The following is a 14,931-nucleotide window of genomic DNA, read 5'->3' on the forward strand; positions in this document are numbered from 1 at the left end:
AGCTTGATCTTCATGTGTACTCGCCCCACGGTCGAGTTACTTAATGCCGTGAAAGTTATGCCTGAAAACGCAGTTCTAATCCGGACTGAGGAGCGTAAGCGATCATTGAAAGCTCATGCGCAACGGGAAAGTTAAGCATTAATGATGTACACGGATAGTTATGTTTTAGGCAGAGAGGAAGCATGCCTCAGCTTTAATAGAAACTAACTCGACTAAATGACCGTTTAGTCGAGTTATTACAGAATGTATTGAAAATCAATGGAGCAGGCCATGAATCCGAGTCAGATCAGTGCGTCGAACCTGATTGCATCACTGGACCTTGAACCTCATGTTGAGGGCGGCTATTTCCGCAGGACATACCAGGCTGATCACCGGGACATGCTTGAAACCACGAGCGGCTCACGCTTTCTGATGACGTCGATTTACTACCTGCTTACCGAAGATTCACCGGTCGGCCAGTTTCATTTCAACCATTCGGACATCCTGCATTATTTCCATCTGGGCGATGCCATTGAGTACAGCTTGATCCTTGAAGACGGTTCACTGCAGACGTTGGTGATGGGCAGCGATGTTCTAGCCGGACAACATTTGCAATTGCACGTACCGGGCGGAATCTGGAAAGCCTCCAGATTGCTGAATGGTTCGAGCGGATTTGGTTTGATCAGCGAAGCGGTTTCACCAGGCTTTGATTTCGCCGATATGGAAATGGGAAGTCGGCAGAAACTCACAGCGCGGTATCCGCAGCATCGAGCGCTGATTGAAAAGCTGACGCGTGCCGAGGATTGAGAGCGGCACGTTTTAAATAGAGAGACCTACAGCCAACAAAGATCAGGTCGTTTGAAAGCGATGCTGGAGATCGAAATGGCGTGCGCAACCGGGCTGACTCCGTAATACTTTGTTACGTGTAATGTATATTATGTTAAATAGTGTTTCTGATCGGAACTTCCTCGGTTCACCTTTGCCGCCAGGACGCCCTGACTCCCCGGCGTCCTGGTGATATGCAGATTGAAAACCAAGCCATCGTCACGAAACTCTTCGCGGGTCTTACCGTCACTACTTGCGCTTCCCGGGCAATACCGTCCCCAATACCTGTTTAGCCGTTTGCACGATGACGCCCGCTTCGTCCGGATCACCCTTGAGCAATGTGCTGGCGAATTTCTTTGCCTGTTCCAGCTTGATATGCGGCGGCAACGGCGGCACATTCGGGTCGGTCTTGAATTCAATGACGACCGGTACTTCGGAAGCTAACGCCTGCTCCCAGGCTGCGGCCACGTCTTCCTCCCGATCGACAAAAATGCCTTTGAGGCCGATGGAGATGGCGAACAGGTGGTAAGGCACATCCGGAATACTCTGCGAGGCAACGAATTTCGGATCGCCCTCCATCACGCGCTGCTCCCAGGTGACCTGATTCAGATCCTCATTGTTGAACACGGCACAGATCCACTTCGGGCTGTCCCACTGTCGCCAGTATTTGGCGACCGTTATCAGTTCGGCCATGTTGTTCATCTGCATGGCGCCATCGCCCACCAGGGCGATCACCGGCCGTTGTGGGAAAGCGAACTTCGCCGCGATCGCGTATGGCACAGCGGCGCCCATCGAGGCCAGGCCACCGGAGAGCGAGCACTTCATGCCCTTGCGGATTTTCAGGTCACGGGCGAACCAGTTGGCGCAAGAACCGGAGTCGCTGGTGATGATGGCCTGCTCGGGTAAACGCGGGGACAACTCATACACCACCCGTTGCGGGTTAACCGGGTCGGCCTTGGCCATCGCGCGCTTCTCGAGGGTTTTATCCCAGCTCGCCCGCCAGCCTTCGATCTTTTTACGCCACTTGCGCAGTGGCTTGTGTTCGAGCAACGGTGCCAGTGCGGCCAGGGTCTCGGCCGCATCGCCGGCAAGGTTCACCTCCATCGGGTAGCGCAGACTGAGCATGTCCGGTTGCAGGTCGATCTGAACCCCGCGCGCCTGCCCTTCTTTCGGCAAGAACTCGGCATAAGGAAACCCCGATCCGATCATCAGCAGGGTGTCGCACTCCGTCATCAATTTGTAGCTCGGTTCGGTGCCGAGCAGACCGATACAACCTGTGACCCAAGGCAATTCGTCCGGTAATACAGCTTTGCCGAGCAGCGCCTTTGCCACTCCGGCTCCCAGTTTCTCGGCAATCGCAAACACTTGCTCGCTGGCGTGCAGCGCTCCGGCACCCACCAGAATCGCAACCTTCTCTCCCGCGTTCAGCACATCGGCCGCACGTTGCAGATCCGCGTCATAAGGCAGCACTTTCGGCTTGCTGTAACCAACCCCCGAATGCGCAGTGCCGTGGGCCCTCGCCGGCGCCTTGTACTCTAAGTCCTGCAGGTCGTTCGGCAGGATCAACGCAGTCACCCGGCGTTCGCCAATCGCCGTGCGCACCGCACGATCCAGCAAGTGCCGGACCTGGGAAGGCGCCGAGGCCTGTTGCACAAATGCGCCGGCCACATCCTTGAACATCGAGACCAGATCCAGCTCTTGCTGATAATGGCTGCCCAGTGCCGTGCGCGCCTGCTGCCCGACAATCGCCAGCACCGGCATGTGGTCCAGCCGAGCGTCGTACAGTCCGGTGATCAGGTGCGAGGCGCCGGGGCCGGATGTCGCGATGCACACACCCAGTTCACCGGTGAATTTGGCATGGGCGGACGCCATGAACGCCGCCATTTCCTCGTGACGCGCCTGGACGAATTCGATCTTGCCGCCCGCCCGGCTCAACGCACCGAAGACGCCGTTGATACCGTCGCCGGGATAACCAAAAATTCGCGTCACACCCCATTGGCTCAGGCGTTCGACCAGAAAATCACCCACTGTCACCGTCATGTCCGACCTCATCTTTTCATTGCGTATGACATCCCGGTGCGCCGACATCCACGACACGCTCGGGAGATGTAAAGGTCTGGACCGCCCGGCGGACGGCGAAGTTTCGATTAATTGCGGATCACGACAGAGACGCAAGACAGGGTGATAAGGCGCTCTTCATTGTGAGGACCACCGCCAGTCACTTCCCCCGCCTTTCATTATGAACTTACGCTCTCCGTGTGCCCTCTCCCACTTACATCCAGTGAAAGTCAGAGGTAGGACGCCATGAGAGCACTTACGTATCACGGCGCGCACAGCGTCAAAGTCGACAACGTTGCGGATCCAGTCATCCAGGACAGCGATGACATCATTCTTCGAGTGACGGCAACCGCGATTTGCGGATCTGACCTTCACCTTTATCGAGGAAAGATTCCAACCGTCGAGCATGGCGATATTTTCGGTCATGAGTTCATGGGGATCGTCGAGGAGGCAGGTTCAGCGGTGACCGCCGTGCAGCCGGGCGATCGGGTTGTCATTCCCTTCGTCATTGCCTGCGGCAGCTGTTTCTTCTGCGAAATGGATCTGTTCGCGGCCTGCGAAACTACAAATACGGGGCGTGGAGCGATCTTGAATAAAAAGGCGATACCCCCGGGAGCCGCGCTGTTCGGATTCAGCCATATGTACGGCGGAGTGCCTGGCGGGCAGGCCGAATACGTGCGTGTACCGAAAGCCAACACCGGGCCGTTCAAAGTGCCAGGGACACTGCCGGATGAGAAAGTTCTTTTCCTCTCCGACATCCTCCCGACTGCGTATCAGGCTGTAACGAACGCGGGGATTGGCAACGGCTCCAGCATCGCCATTTATGGTGCGGGCCCTGTCGGTTTATTAAGTGCAGCCTGCGCAAGAATGCTCGGGGCCGACCAGATTTTCATGGTCGATCACCATCCTTACCGCTTGGCTTACGCGCAGAAAACATACGGCGTAATTCCCATCAACTTCGATGAAGACGACGACCCTGCAGATACGATCATTCGGCAGACCAAAGGAATGCGGGGCGTCGACGGCGTCGTGGACGCGGTCGGGTTTGAAGCGAAAGGTAGTACGACGGAAACGGTTCTGGCGACACTCAAGCTCGAGGGAAGTAGCGGCAAAGCTCTGCGCCAGTGTATTGCAGCTGTCAGACGTGGTGGCATTGTGAGTGTCCCTGGAGTCTATTCTGGATTCATACATGGATTCCTTTTCGGAGACGCGTTTGACAAGGGTCTGACTTTCAAAATGGGTCAAACCCACGTGCATCGCTTCCTGCCGGAGCTGCTCCATCACATCGAGGCAGGCCGCCTCTCACCGGAGGTCATCATCAGCCATCGTATGTCGCTGGAACAGGCTCCAGAGGGCTATAAAATTTTTGATAAAAAGGAAGAGGATTGCCGCAAGGTCATTCTGACGCCGGGCGATAGCGATGTGGCTCTACCGGAACACGATGTCAACACCACGGCGTTGGCCACGTAAAATGTGTGAATAAAAGAAAGGACGTGAAATATCAAACGATTGTGAGTCATCGGTGGGTCTTTGATTCGGGCCAGGGACCGACCGGCCGGGACGAAATTTTCCCCGTCCCGACCTGTCTGTCGCCGTTATATCTGACCACCGTTGCGCGCAGCGACGGCAACGGTGGTCGGTGAATCGGACAGTGGAACGAAGCGTCGAGTGGCTCCATCCAGCGCATCGATGCAACCTGCCTCGATGTCATAGACCCAGCCATGCAAATTCAAGCGTCCTTGCTCAAGCGCAAGCGCCACCGATGGATGAGTCCGCAGGTTCGCCAGTTGTGCGATCACGTTTTCACGAACGAGGCCATCGAGCTTGTCGCGTGGCGTATCGAACTCATGCGCCGCGTTGATCGCTTTCGCGGCGTCCGAGTGCCGAAGCCAGTTGGCAACTGCCGGAAGATGATCCAGACACGTGCAGCGTGAAATCGCGCCCATCGCTCCGCAATCCGAGTGGCCGCAGATCACGATGTCCCGTACGCCGAGCACTGCAACCGCATATTCGACGGTGGCCGAAACACCACCCGGCTCAGGACCATATGACGGCACAATGTTGCCGGCGTTGCGGATCACGAACAGCTCACCCGGCTCACGCTGTGTGAGCAGTTCAGGCACTACACGACTGTCCGAGCACGTGACAAACAACGCCTTTGGGTTTTGCTCTGTCGCGAGCTGCCTGAAAAGCTCGACGCGTTGTGGATACACCTCACGCTGAAACCGCAGAAAGCCATCAATAATGTCACGCATAAAGTCCTCCAAAGCCTGATTCCGGATGCCGAGACGAGCACTCGATGCCTTCGCGCCTCAGTGGGGCGTCATTATTGCAGACGTCGCATGCGAGTGCGCGGCCTCACACCGCTCAAGCTTCGTTTCAAAACCTGTTACGACCAAAACCCCCTGTGCGGTTCAGCTGCCTCCCCCTCCAGCATCGGCCCCAACACGCTGACCTTGCGTTGCCCCTTGGCGAACACTTCGCGGCACGGCAGCGAGAACGTCGGGTTTTCCGGATGGTCCCCCGTCAGTCCCAGCAAGGCATGCTCCGACAAGGCATAGACCACACGTCCGATCCCCGTCCAATACACCGCGCCGGCGCACATGCAGCATGGCTCGGCGCTGGTGTACAGCGTGCACAGTTCCAACTCCTGCGGCGACAGCAGTTTGGCCGCTGCCGCCGCTGCCACCAACTCGGCATGCTGGGTTGGATCACCTTCCGGGGGCATCGAGTTGTTCCCCGCTTCGACAATCACCTTGCCGTTGCGGTCGGCCACCAATGCCGCGAACGGATGGCGACCGCGTTGCTTCGATGCCTCGGACAAGGCAATGGTCTGGCGCAGTAACGTCAGATCAAGCGCGCTGATGCCAGCCGGGATGAGTTCAGTCAATTGATTCATGGGTAACTCCAGGGCAGTGGAAAACAAAAGTCAGTCGGCCAGTTCAGCCGATGTAGCGCCGATGGTTTCGGTTGATTTTTTTTCATCGTTGAGCAGAACGTTGAGGACGATGGCGGTGATTGCTCCGAGGAAAATCCCGCTGTCGAGCACCAGTTTCAGGGTCGGGCCGACGTGTTCGAACAGCGCCGGAAAGGACATCGGCAGCACCCCGACACTCACTGACACGGCGACGATAATGCCGTTGCGCGTGCCCTCGAATTGCACCCGTGACAGTTCCTGAATTCCCGCGACCGTGGTCATGCCGAACATCACAATCGCGCAGCCACCGAGCACCGGCGTCGGCACCGCGGCGATCAACGCGCCGAGTTTCGGGAACAGGCCCATCAGCACCATGATTGCCCCGGCAGCGGCCACAACGAAGCGGCTTTTAACGTTGGAGAGCGCAATCAAACCGGTGTTCTGAGTAAAGGCGTTGTAAGGAAAGCTGTTGAACAAGCCACCGAGCATGGTCGACAAGCCATCGGCGCGAAATGCATTGCCGAGGGTCTGTTGCGTGGTCGGTTTGCCGGTCAATTTGCCGATCGCCAGACAGTTGCCGGTGGTCTCGGCCATGATGACCAGCATCGCCAGGGTCATGATCAGAATCGGCACCGGCGCGAATTCCGGCGCGCCGAATGCCATCGGCGCACTTAGCTCAAACCACGCCGCTTCGCTGACCCGATTGAAGTGAGTCATGCCGCAAACCGCTGCGATCAGGCTGCCGACAAAAAGGCCAATCAGCACGCTGAGGTTGCCGATGAAGCCCTTGAATCTGGCGTAGATCACTAGCGTCACACTGACCGTGGCCAAACCCAGCAACAGATTGGCGGGATTGCCAAAATCTGCCGAGTCGGGATTGCCACCGCCCAGCCAGATCGCCGCGGCCGGCATCAGCGAGATGCCGATAATGGTGATCAGGCTGCCAATCACCACCGGCGGAAAAAACCGCAGCAATCGGCTGAACACCGGTGCCAGCGCAACGGTGATAAATCCAGCCGCGATCACCGCACCGAAAATCTGACTGAGGCCGAACTCCTTGCCAATCATGATCATCGGCGCCAGGGCAATGAACGAGCAGCCCTGAATCAGCGGCAGGCGGGCGCCGAATTTCCAGAAACCGAGGGTTTGAATCAGCGTCGCCACACCAGAGGTCAACAGGTTGGCGTTGATCAGCAACACGACTTGCGCCGAGGTCAGCCCCATCGCGCTGCCAAGAATCAGCGGCACCGCCACCGCTCCCGCGTACATCACCAGAACATGCTGCAAGCCAAACGTGAACAACTGTCGCAGTGGCAAAACCTCGTCCACCGGATGAGTGCGTTGTGTGGTCATTTCACACGCTCCTGAAGGTGCGGCATCTGTTGAGATTGCGGGCATGCCCAGGGCGTTTGGAGGTGGATCCGCCCCGGAGATCGTTTGAAGCGGGGCCATATTTGAACGTTTATTGCGATGAAACAAATTAGCAACCATCGCTTTTTCCGATGGCACGGATCTGGCATCCGTTAGCCGCTCCAAACCTTCATTTTCGAACCGGGAGTTCAACGCTTGCGCTTCTCACTCGATCAACTGTTGATGTTCGTCCAAGTAGTCAAAAGCGGATCGTTTTCCGCCGCCGGGCGCAAACTGGGCAAGACCCAATCGACCATCAGTGCAGCGATTGCCAACCTCGAAACCGACCTTGGCGTCGACCTGTTCGACCGCAGCAACCGCAGCCCTGCCCTCACCGCCAGCGGCCACAAATTGCTGGTGCAGGCCGAAGCCGTGCTTGAACGCTGCATGACCTTCGAAGCCCACGCCGATTGTCTGTCGGAAAACGTAGAGCCCAGCCTGACACTGGCCATTGAAACGCCGTACGGCCCGATCATGCCGGTGCTCAAAGCCTTCGAAGCAGCCTTCCCCTTTGTCGACCTGATCATTCGTCATCCGGTCCATGGCGACGTCAGTGAACTGGTCAGCAGCGGCGAAGCGGTGCTCGGTGTGGCGTTCTCACAGCCTGGTTACCCCAAGGAGCTGGCGTTCCAGCAACTGGGCAAACTGATCATGCTGCACGTCTGCCATCCCCAGCACCCATTGGCGCAACTCGATAACGTCACGTTCGAGGACCTGCACGTCCATCGCCGCCTGGCCTTCAGCGCCCACGCGAGCAAACTGCCGAGCAGCGAATATCTGCGTTCGACCCAGCTGTGGCAGGCGGAAAGTTATCTGGCGTTATTGGAAATGGTCCGCGCCGGACTCGGCTGGGCCACCCTGCCCCGCCAACTCATTCAGCGTGAACTGGCCAAGGGTGAGCTGGTGGAACTGCAGCTCTCGGCGTATCCGCATACCGACTGGCAGATTGGTGTGGATTTGCTCTGGGCGCGGCAGCGGCCGTTAGGTAAGGCAGAGCGATGGCTGAAGGAGAAGTTGCAGGGCAACAAGGTGTATGAACTGGATCGCAACGGGCAGACCACCACGCTTTGAGATCAATGCAGATGGAACAAGTCGCCTTACGCCTGCCCGATGCTTTACCAATCCCCTGCTTCAGATTTGCGATAAACCACCATCGACCATCAGCTCCACGCCGTTCACGTATCTGGCGTCGTCCGAGGCGAGAAACAGTGCCGCGCTGGCAATTTCTTCGGGTTGCGCCATGTAGCCCAATGGCGTGATTTGCTCGACGTGCTGGCGCAGCGCGGCAATGTCGCTCTCGCTCATTTTCAGCCCGTTGTCCATCAGCGGTGTGCGGGTGAAGCCAGGGCTCAACACGTTTGCGCGGATTTTGCGGTCCTTGAGCTCATTGGCCCACGTGCGTGCAAACGATCGCACCGCCGCCTTCGACGCGTTGTACAGACTCAATCCTTCCATGCCGTTGCTGGAGCAGATTGAGGCAGTCAAGACGATGGACGAAGCGTCTTTCATCAACGGAAGAAGCGTTTGAACGCTGAAGAAAACGCCTTTCACGTTCACGTCGAACATGGCGTAGTAAGCCGCCTCGCTGGTCTCTCCGAGCGGATTTTTCTCACAGATCCCGGCATTTGCGAACACCGCGTCCAGCCGGTCGTCGCGCGTTTGGATTGTCGCTTTGAGCGTGTCGAGATCGGCCTGAAGCGAGACATCGGAAACCACCGCGACAGCTTTGTCGCCGAGTCTGGCAACTGCCGCCTCCAGCCTGTCTGCTGCCCGTCCAGTGATGTAAACGCGTTTGGCGCCCTCGGCGATCAAGGCTTGCGCGATGGAAAACCCGATCCCTGTGGAACCGCCGGTCACGACGGCAACCTGATCGCTGAATTTACCTGACATGTCTGACTCCTCGGTCGTTGATGAAGGGAATGTCTGAAACGACCTGGCCCATGGTGAGCGTCAACGGCGCAGAACGGCACTGACAGCAATGAACGTTGGCCGTGCAGTTTTGTAAGGCGAAAACGCAGGAGAGACTCCCTAAATTGGGACCCGGCGACCTGACCCGGGCAGGCGCGAAGCCTTGCCCTTCAGTCGTCGTCAAACCTGAGTTTCCCTACAGGATGCCTGTCATGTCTCGAATCGAAATCGAAGTGCCCGAACCTCGGCGCTGGTTGATGTTTGCCATCTTGCTCGTCGGTGCGTTTCTGCCGCCCCTGGATTTTTTTATCGTCAACGTCGCCCTGCCCTCGATACAGGAGGATCTTGGGACAGGCTCCTCTGCCGAGCAGCTGGTGATTTCTTCCTATGCAACGCTCTATGCCGTGACGCTGATTACCGGCGGACGACTCGGCGATCTGTACGGCCGCGGGCGGATGTTCTTCCTTGGCCTGCTGGGCTTCGCCGCCGCGTCGCTGATGTGCGGCGTGGCGGTTTCGCCGTGGATGCTCATCCTCGGACGCGCCTTGCAGGGTGTGACCGCCGCGGTAATGGCCCCTCAGGCACTTGCATCGGTGCAGGCGATTTTCCCAGTGTCGGAAAGACCATTGGCATTGAGCATTTACGGGGCCGTATTTGGACTGGCGTCTGTGATCGGTCAGGCACTGGGCGGCTTTTTGATTGAGGTCGACGTGTTGGGCATGGGATGGCGCGCGATCTTCCTGGTCAACCTGCCGATCGCGTTGCTGGTGATTGCGTTCGGCATCCGTGTGCTCAAAGAAACCCGTGCGCAACACGCGAGCAAGCTGGATCTGGTGGGCACCGCGTTGTCGATGCTGACCCTGACCACCCTGGTCGTGCCGTTGATTGAAGGCCGCGAGGCGGGATGGCCGTGGTGGGCCTGGCTGTCGCTGGCCGCCAGTCCTGTGCTGGCGGTAGTGTTCTGGCGCTACGAGAGCTGTTTGCACCGGACCGGAGGAACTCCCATCCTCGCCCCGGCCGTACTGAATGCACCGGGCCTGGGGCGAGCGCTTCTGGTCGCGCTTTGCTTCTATTCAATCGGTGTGTTTTTTCTGATGTTTTCGATGTACATGCAAAGCGCATTGCATATGAGCGCACTGCATGCCGGCCTGATCTTTCTGCCGTTTGGCGCGGGATTTCTGCTCGGTCCCCTGTCGGTTCCGCTCCTCAGGCGCGTCCTCGGGGGCTACGTGAATCCTGTAGGCATGGGGCTGGAAGTAGTCGGATTACTATGGCTGGGCTGGCTCGTGTCAGTGACACCGACTACCCTCGCCCCGCCCTTCACTTCCATGACGGTCATCCTTTTCCTGATCGGTCTGGGACAGGGGCTTGGCCTGCCGACGTTGATGCGCATGGTCACGGGCCGGGTAGCGCCAGCGTATGCCGGAATGATCGCAGGCATTACCAGCGCCACGCTGCAGATCAGCACATCGCTGAGCGTCGCACTGATTGGCGGTGTCTTTTATACCTTGCTCGGAGAACCGGCGACGGCGGTCAGCATCACTCATGCGTTCACGATCGCTGTTCTGTGCATCGCCGTTTGCCTGGCCGTAGGGGCAGCGATAAGCCTGACGTTAGCGCGCGAGCCAGCGACGGTAGCGCAAGCCTCGGCTGTTCGCTCGACCTGAGGCGCGCTACCCCGCACCGATCATGTTGGAGGCGAGGTCGGCCAGCGCGCGCAGCCGGTCCATCTGGCGCATGTCCTGGTGATACCCCATCCAGATATCGCGCCCTGGCGGTGGCTCGTGCTCATCCAGCAGTCGCAGTCCCGGCACGGAGTCGCCGAGGACGCGGGGCAACACCGCAACACCCAGCCCCTTCGCGCACATCTGTGCCTGAACCGTACGGCTGCTGCTGGTGAACACGGTGCGGGCCAGCGGATAGCGTTGCTGCAGCCATTGCACGTCCGGGTAATGGGCCTGGGCGATGTTCATCAGGATCAGGCCAAGCCCCTCGCCGTCCGGCTGCGGCGCCGGGGCATGCAAAGCCGCGTATAGGCCGTACGACAGAGTTGTCAGCTTGCGGTGCACTATGTCGGGTTCGGTGAAAGGCACGATCCGGAAAGCGATGTCGGCATCCCGGCGGGCAAGATCGAACAGTCTATGCCCGGCGATGACTTCGGGAACGATCAACGGGTAGCGGTGCACCAGTTCGCTGAGAACCGGCGACAAAACATGACAGGCGAACCAGTCGGCTGAGGATATCCGCAACAGGCCTTCAGGCTGATCACCATGCCCCGCCAGACGCCGCTCGATGGCCAAGGCGCTGTGTTCCATGTCCTGCGCCAGACCGAGAATCCTCTCGCCACTGTCCGTGAGCACCAGCCCCTGGGCGGTCCGCAGGAAAAAGGCTTGCCCACTGGTTTGTTCAAGCATCTGCAAGCGCCGTCCGACCGTCGGATGACTGACCCCCAACTCCCTGGCGGCTCCGCCCAGCGAGCCGTTGCGGGCAATCGCCAGGAAGATCCGCATGTCACTCCAGTCCATGCCCTCGCCCCGTACAAAAATGAACATTGAGTGGTCAGCTTATAGTTCAAGTAGATGGCTGTTCATGAATATCGATTCAATCAGCCGATCTGATCAGCCTCGCGACAATGACTTCAAACGCTCCACCAGCGCGGCTTCGAAAATGATGTACAGCCTCTCGGCATCGCCGGCACGCAAGGCCCCGCCGGTTTCCAGTCCCAGCACGAAACCATCCGCCCGCGCCCCTGCCTTGACAGCAATGATCATCGAGTCTGCCCGGACAATCTGCGCCAGCAGTCGATCCGCTTCTCGCTGAATCTTGTCGCCCAACACCACGCCTTCCACATCGCCACCCAATACGTTCAATTAGACATCCAGTACATGACCGCGATAACCGCTGAAACCCAGATGATGGTCAATACAATCGAGTAACCAGCCAGTTGCTTGTCCATTTTCACCACGGCATCAATATGAATCTGAATGATGGGTCAGGATCGTCCGGCTGGCAACGTCAGCTCGTCCCCTTCATCCATTGCACTCCGGGTAAATGTCCGGACTCCGATTTGTAACAGAACCCCTTTCAGCAACAAGGGTCTGCTCTCTTAATACACCTCGGAAATCTATCCAATGTCCGCGCAACGCAGTCTCGTCATACTCGCTCGGGGCGGATACGCCGCTCGCGGAGTGCTTTATTTGATCATCGGCATATTCGCGCTATTGGCAGCCCAGGATTCGACAAAACCCAAAGACAGTCACAAGAGCCTGGAGGCCTTGCTGAGCCAGCCGTTCGGCTATTTTCTGGTGGGCCTTGTGGTGGCGGGTCTGCTTGCGTTTGCCGCCTGGCGTGTCCTGCAAGCGATACGCGATGTCGATCATCACGGCACGCAGCTCAAAGGTCTGGTGATTCGTGCAGGCCTGTTTGCAGGAGGTCTGGTCAACGGTGCTCTGGCGTTTTTTGCGTTGGGCCTGCTTGTGAGCGGTAGCCGCCGTTCGAGCCATTCCGCTGAGCAGACCAAAGACTGGCTGGCGCATCTTTTGTCGTGGGAACACTCGAATCTGTTGTTGTACCTGATTGCGCTTATTCCGCTGGGGGTTGGCGTTGCGCACATCATCAAGGGCTGGAAGGCCTCGTTCGAGAAGTATTTTGAGGCCGACGAAGAGGTCATGCGCTATGTCCGTCCGGTATCTCGCTTCGGTCTGATCGCTCGCGGCGTCGTGTTTATGGAAATTGCTTTGCTGCTGGCCGTCAGCGGTTCCGCTTATCAAGCCATGGACCCGCCTGGCATGAAGGAAGCGCTGGACGCGCTGCAGAATCTGCCCGCTGGATGGCTTCTTTTGATGGTAATGGCCCTCGGGCTGATTGCGTTCTCGGTTTACAGTTTCTCGGAAGCGTGTTGGCGCAAGATCAATATGGATGTGCTTCAGTAACTGAAGTCATGCCCCAACTCACGCTGCATCCATTCCAGAAAACGCCTCACCCGTGGAAACCCCGCATGCGCCTTCGGGAAAACCAGGTGGTGTGCGGTGATCGGGGCGCTCAACCCGGGAATGACTTCGACCAACTCGCCGCGCGCCAGGTAGTCCTGCGCCAGCAGCGTGCTTTCCAATGCAAATCCAAGCCCGTGGCTGGCGGCTTCGAGGGTCATGTAGGAGCGGTCAAAGCTCAAGGTATAGGGGCTTTCAGGGCGCGACAGCCCGTGTTGAGCAAACAATTGCGGCCACTTGATCAGCGTCGCTTCCGACAGGATCAGGTTGCAGTCCAGCAAGTCGGCGACGGCGCGGATGGGGCGTTTTTCCAGAAGCTTGGGTGATGCGAGAACTGCGATTTTTTCGTTGCGCAGCGTACGCACTTCGAAACTTGGCCAGTTCGGCATGCCGTGGCGGATGTCCACGTCGATCTTGTCCCGACTGAAGTGCAGCGATTCATAAGAGCATGAGAGATTGAGCTGAATGTCGGGATGGCTCTCGCGAAACTGTTCCAGGCGCGGCATCAGCCACAACAGGCCGAAGCTGGGTGATGAATGCAATCTCAGACAGTCGAGGCTGACATCACTGGTCGCACGCTCTGTTGCCACCGCCAGGCTGTGCAGGATGCCGGAAATCTCGGACAGGTATTGCTCGCCCACGGGCGTCAACGTCACCCCTCTGGCCGTTCTGAGGAACAGCTGCCGCCCGATCATCGCCTCGAGTTTGGCCAGTTGGTGGCTGACTGCCGAGGGCGTCAGGTCCAACACTTCGGCCGCACGCGCGACGTTGCCAAAGCGCGCAGTTTGCTCAAAGGCCTGAATGGCTTTCAGGGGTGGCAGGATTGGCGGTGCTTCGCCGGATGAACTCATGATGAGGGTTATTCCGCTGCAAGTGGCTGAGGCCGGGCGTTCGGCTATTCAAACACCGCAACCGCATGTTGGCGAGTGCTGAATTTTTTTCAGCATCCAGTGAAGTTTGCGTTATTGCTCAGGGTCGTTGCGGGAGACAAGCTGAGTCATCGGTTCTGTACGGACCGACTCAATAACAACAATCAGAGGTTTCTCCCATGCTTCTTCAAGGCAAAGTCGCGATCATCACAGGTGCTGCCTCCGCACGTGGTATCGGCCGCGCGACAGCTACGACCTTCGCTCAACATGGCGCCCGGGTGGTGATTCTGGATCTGGACGCATCCGCTGCCCGCGATGCCGCTGCCTCTTTGGGCGAGGGTCATCTCGGCCTGGCTGCCAACGTCGCCGACGAGTCCCAGGTGCAGCAGGCTGTCGCCACCGTCATCGAACACTTTGGCCGGATCGACATACTGGTCAACAATGCCGGCATCACCCAACCCCTCAAGACCCTCGATATCCGCCCCGGTGATTACGACAAGGTGCTGGACGTGAGCCTGCGCGGTACGTTGCTGATGTCCCAGGCGGTGATTCCGCTCATGCGCCAGCAAGCCAGCGGCAGCATTGTGTGCATGTCTTCGGTTTCCGCACAGCGTGGCGGCGGCATTTTTGGCGGGCCTCATTACAGCGCCGCCAAGGCCGGTGTGCTGGGCCTGGCCAAGGCCATGGCGCGTGAACTGGGGCCGGACAACGTGCGCGTCAACTCCATCGCTCCCGGCCTGATTCACACCGACATTACTGGCGGCCTGATGCAGGACGAGCGCCGCCACGCGATCATCGACGGCATTCCGCTGGGTCGCCTGGGCGAGGCCCAGGATGTGGCCAATGCGGCGCTGTTCCTGGCCAGCGACCTGTCTTCCTATCTGACCGGCATCACCCTGGATGTGAACGGCGGCATGCTGATTCACTGACACACGTGGCGGGCCTCGCGGCCCGTGCGGTTCTGGATCGATGATAC

The 14,931-nt window shown here is 58.5% G+C and carries 14 protein-coding genes; 6 read left to right on the forward strand and 8 right to left on the reverse strand.

The annotated features are described in order from the left end of the window. The first annotated feature begins 270 nt into the window (after positions 1 to 270). Positions 271 to 786 carry a cupin domain-containing protein gene (locus ACTJK9_RS05300; protein ID WP_440812665.1) on the forward strand — a complete coding sequence of 172 codons (516 nt, stop codon included), beginning with the start codon at positions 271 to 273 and terminating at the stop codon, positions 784 to 786. A gap of 267 nt (positions 787 to 1,053) precedes the next feature. Here the strand turns inward: ACTJK9_RS05300 and ACTJK9_RS05305 are convergent, their stop codons facing one another. Then, positions 1,054 to 2,844: a thiamine pyrophosphate-requiring protein gene (locus ACTJK9_RS05305; protein WP_221397352.1), complete on the reverse strand. Its 1,791-nt coding sequence runs from the start codon at positions 2,842 to 2,844 to the stop codon at positions 1,054 to 1,056. A 264-nt stretch (positions 2,845 to 3,108) separates the two neighbouring features. Between ACTJK9_RS05305 and ACTJK9_RS05310 the strand changes: the two genes are divergently transcribed. Beyond that, the gene (locus tag ACTJK9_RS05310) at positions 3,109 to 4,332 is read left to right on the forward strand and encodes a zinc-dependent alcohol dehydrogenase (RefSeq protein WP_440812668.1); all 1,224 of its coding nucleotides are present in this window, start codon (positions 3,109 to 3,111) and stop codon (positions 4,330 to 4,332) included. 125 nt (positions 4,333 to 4,457) lie between these two features. Here ACTJK9_RS05310 and ACTJK9_RS05315 read toward each other — a convergent pair whose 3' ends face one another. The 3 genes from ACTJK9_RS05315 to ACTJK9_RS05325 all read right to left on the reverse strand — a co-directional run bounded on the left by ACTJK9_RS05315 (position 4,458) and on the right by ACTJK9_RS05325 (position 7,132). Further along, entirely contained in the window at positions 4,458 to 5,117 is a 660-nt protein-coding gene (locus ACTJK9_RS05315) for a carbonic anhydrase (RefSeq protein ID WP_011334144.1), read from the reverse strand. A gap of 134 nt (positions 5,118 to 5,251) precedes the next feature. After that, entirely contained in the window at positions 5,252 to 5,761 is a 510-nt protein-coding gene (locus ACTJK9_RS05320) for a nucleoside deaminase (RefSeq protein ID WP_011334143.1), read from the reverse strand. A 30-nt stretch (positions 5,762 to 5,791) separates the two neighbouring features. Continuing rightward, positions 5,792 to 7,132, reverse strand: coding sequence for a nucleobase:cation symporter-2 family protein (locus tag ACTJK9_RS05325; RefSeq protein WP_440812671.1), 1,341 nt, complete (start codon positions 7,130 to 7,132; stop codon positions 5,792 to 5,794). A 213-nt stretch (positions 7,133 to 7,345) separates the two neighbouring features. On the opposite strand from ACTJK9_RS05325, the gene ACTJK9_RS05330 reads away from it, so the two are divergent. Further along, entirely contained in the window at positions 7,346 to 8,260 is a 915-nt protein-coding gene (locus ACTJK9_RS05330) for a LysR family transcriptional regulator (RefSeq protein WP_085646569.1), read from the forward strand. Between the two features lie 60 nt (positions 8,261 to 8,320). On the opposite strand, the gene ACTJK9_RS05335 is transcribed toward ACTJK9_RS05330, so the two are convergent. After that, a complete protein-coding gene (locus tag ACTJK9_RS05335; RefSeq protein WP_064596584.1) occupies positions 8,321 to 9,079 on the reverse strand; it encodes an SDR family NAD(P)-dependent oxidoreductase in 759 nt (252 codons plus the stop codon). A 230-nt stretch (positions 9,080 to 9,309) separates the two neighbouring features. Between ACTJK9_RS05335 and ACTJK9_RS05340 the strand changes: the two genes are divergently transcribed. Further along, on the forward strand, positions 9,310 to 10,764 hold the full coding sequence (locus ACTJK9_RS05340) for an MFS transporter (RefSeq protein WP_440812675.1): 1,455 nt from the start codon (positions 9,310 to 9,312) through the stop codon (positions 10,762 to 10,764). A gap of 6 nt (positions 10,765 to 10,770) precedes the next feature. On the opposite strand, the gene ACTJK9_RS05345 is transcribed toward ACTJK9_RS05340, so the two are convergent. Together ACTJK9_RS05345 and ACTJK9_RS05350 are read right to left on the reverse strand one after the other, a co-directional pair. After that, positions 10,771 to 11,622 (reverse strand): LysR family transcriptional regulator, encoded by an 852-nt coding sequence (locus ACTJK9_RS05345; protein WP_440812678.1) that lies wholly within the window; start codon positions 11,620 to 11,622, stop codon positions 10,771 to 10,773. Positions 11,623 to 11,715: 93 nt separating this feature from the next. Continuing rightward, the gene (locus ACTJK9_RS05350) at positions 11,716 to 11,946 is read right to left on the reverse strand and encodes a hypothetical protein (RefSeq protein WP_011334137.1); all 231 of its coding nucleotides are present in this window, start codon (positions 11,944 to 11,946) and stop codon (positions 11,716 to 11,718) included. A 282-nt stretch (positions 11,947 to 12,228) separates the two neighbouring features. Here ACTJK9_RS05350 and ACTJK9_RS05355 point away from each other — a divergent pair, with 282 nt between their 5' ends. Further along, positions 12,229 to 13,029, forward strand: a complete 801-nt coding sequence (locus ACTJK9_RS05355; RefSeq protein ID WP_440812681.1) for a DUF1206 domain-containing protein — start codon at positions 12,229 to 12,231, stop codon at positions 13,027 to 13,029. On the opposite strand, the gene ACTJK9_RS05360 is transcribed toward ACTJK9_RS05355, so the two are convergent. Next, complete coding sequence (locus tag ACTJK9_RS05360; protein WP_011334135.1) at positions 13,023 to 13,937, reverse strand: LysR substrate-binding domain-containing protein; 915 nt, start codon at positions 13,935 to 13,937, stop codon at positions 13,023 to 13,025. The genes ACTJK9_RS05355 and ACTJK9_RS05360 overlap by 7 nt on opposite strands. A gap of 197 nt (positions 13,938 to 14,134) precedes the next feature. Here ACTJK9_RS05360 and ACTJK9_RS05365 point away from each other — a divergent pair, with 197 nt between their 5' ends. After that, on the forward strand, positions 14,135 to 14,884 hold the full coding sequence (locus tag ACTJK9_RS05365; protein WP_064381592.1) for an SDR family NAD(P)-dependent oxidoreductase: 750 nt from the start codon (positions 14,135 to 14,137) through the stop codon (positions 14,882 to 14,884). The last annotated feature ends 47 nt before the right edge of the window (positions 14,885 to 14,931 follow it).

This window comes from Pseudomonas sp. 22082 (assembly GCF_052046055.1).
Taxonomy (GTDB): domain Bacteria; phylum Pseudomonadota; class Gammaproteobacteria; order Pseudomonadales; family Pseudomonadaceae; genus Aquipseudomonas; species Aquipseudomonas pharyngis.

Coding starts and splice junctions, on each gene's coding strand:
- ACTJK9_RS05300 (WP_440812665.1), top strand. CDS start 271: ATGAATCCGAGTCAGATCAGTGCGTCGAACCTGATTGCATCACTGGAC.
- ACTJK9_RS05305 (WP_221397352.1), bottom strand. CDS start 2,844: ATGACGGTGACAGTGGGTGATTTTCTGGTCGAACGCCTGAGCCAATGG.
- ACTJK9_RS05310 (WP_440812668.1), top strand. CDS start 3,109: ATGAGAGCACTTACGTATCACGGCGCGCACAGCGTCAAAGTCGACAAC.
- ACTJK9_RS05315 (WP_011334144.1), bottom strand. CDS start 5,117: ATGCGTGACATTATTGATGGCTTTCTGCGGTTTCAGCGTGAGGTGTAT.
- ACTJK9_RS05320 (WP_011334143.1), bottom strand. CDS start 5,761: ATGAATCAATTGACTGAACTCATCCCGGCTGGCATCAGCGCGCTTGAT.
- ACTJK9_RS05325 (WP_440812671.1), bottom strand. CDS start 7,132: ATGACCACACAACGCACTCATCCGGTGGACGAGGTTTTGCCACTGCGA.
- ACTJK9_RS05335 (WP_064596584.1), bottom strand. CDS start 9,079: ATGTCAGGTAAATTCAGCGATCAGGTTGCCGTCGTGACCGGCGGTTCC.
- ACTJK9_RS05340 (WP_440812675.1), top strand. CDS start 9,310: ATGTCTCGAATCGAAATCGAAGTGCCCGAACCTCGGCGCTGGTTGATG.
- ACTJK9_RS05345 (WP_440812678.1), bottom strand. CDS start 11,622: ATGGACTGGAGTGACATGCGGATCTTCCTGGCGATTGCCCGCAACGGC.
- ACTJK9_RS05355 (WP_440812681.1), top strand. CDS start 12,229: ATGTCCGCGCAACGCAGTCTCGTCATACTCGCTCGGGGCGGATACGCC.
- ACTJK9_RS05360 (WP_011334135.1), bottom strand. CDS start 13,937: ATGAGTTCATCCGGCGAAGCACCGCCAATCCTGCCACCCCTGAAAGCC.
- ACTJK9_RS05365 (WP_064381592.1), top strand. CDS start 14,135: ATGCTTCTTCAAGGCAAAGTCGCGATCATCACAGGTGCTGCCTCCGCA.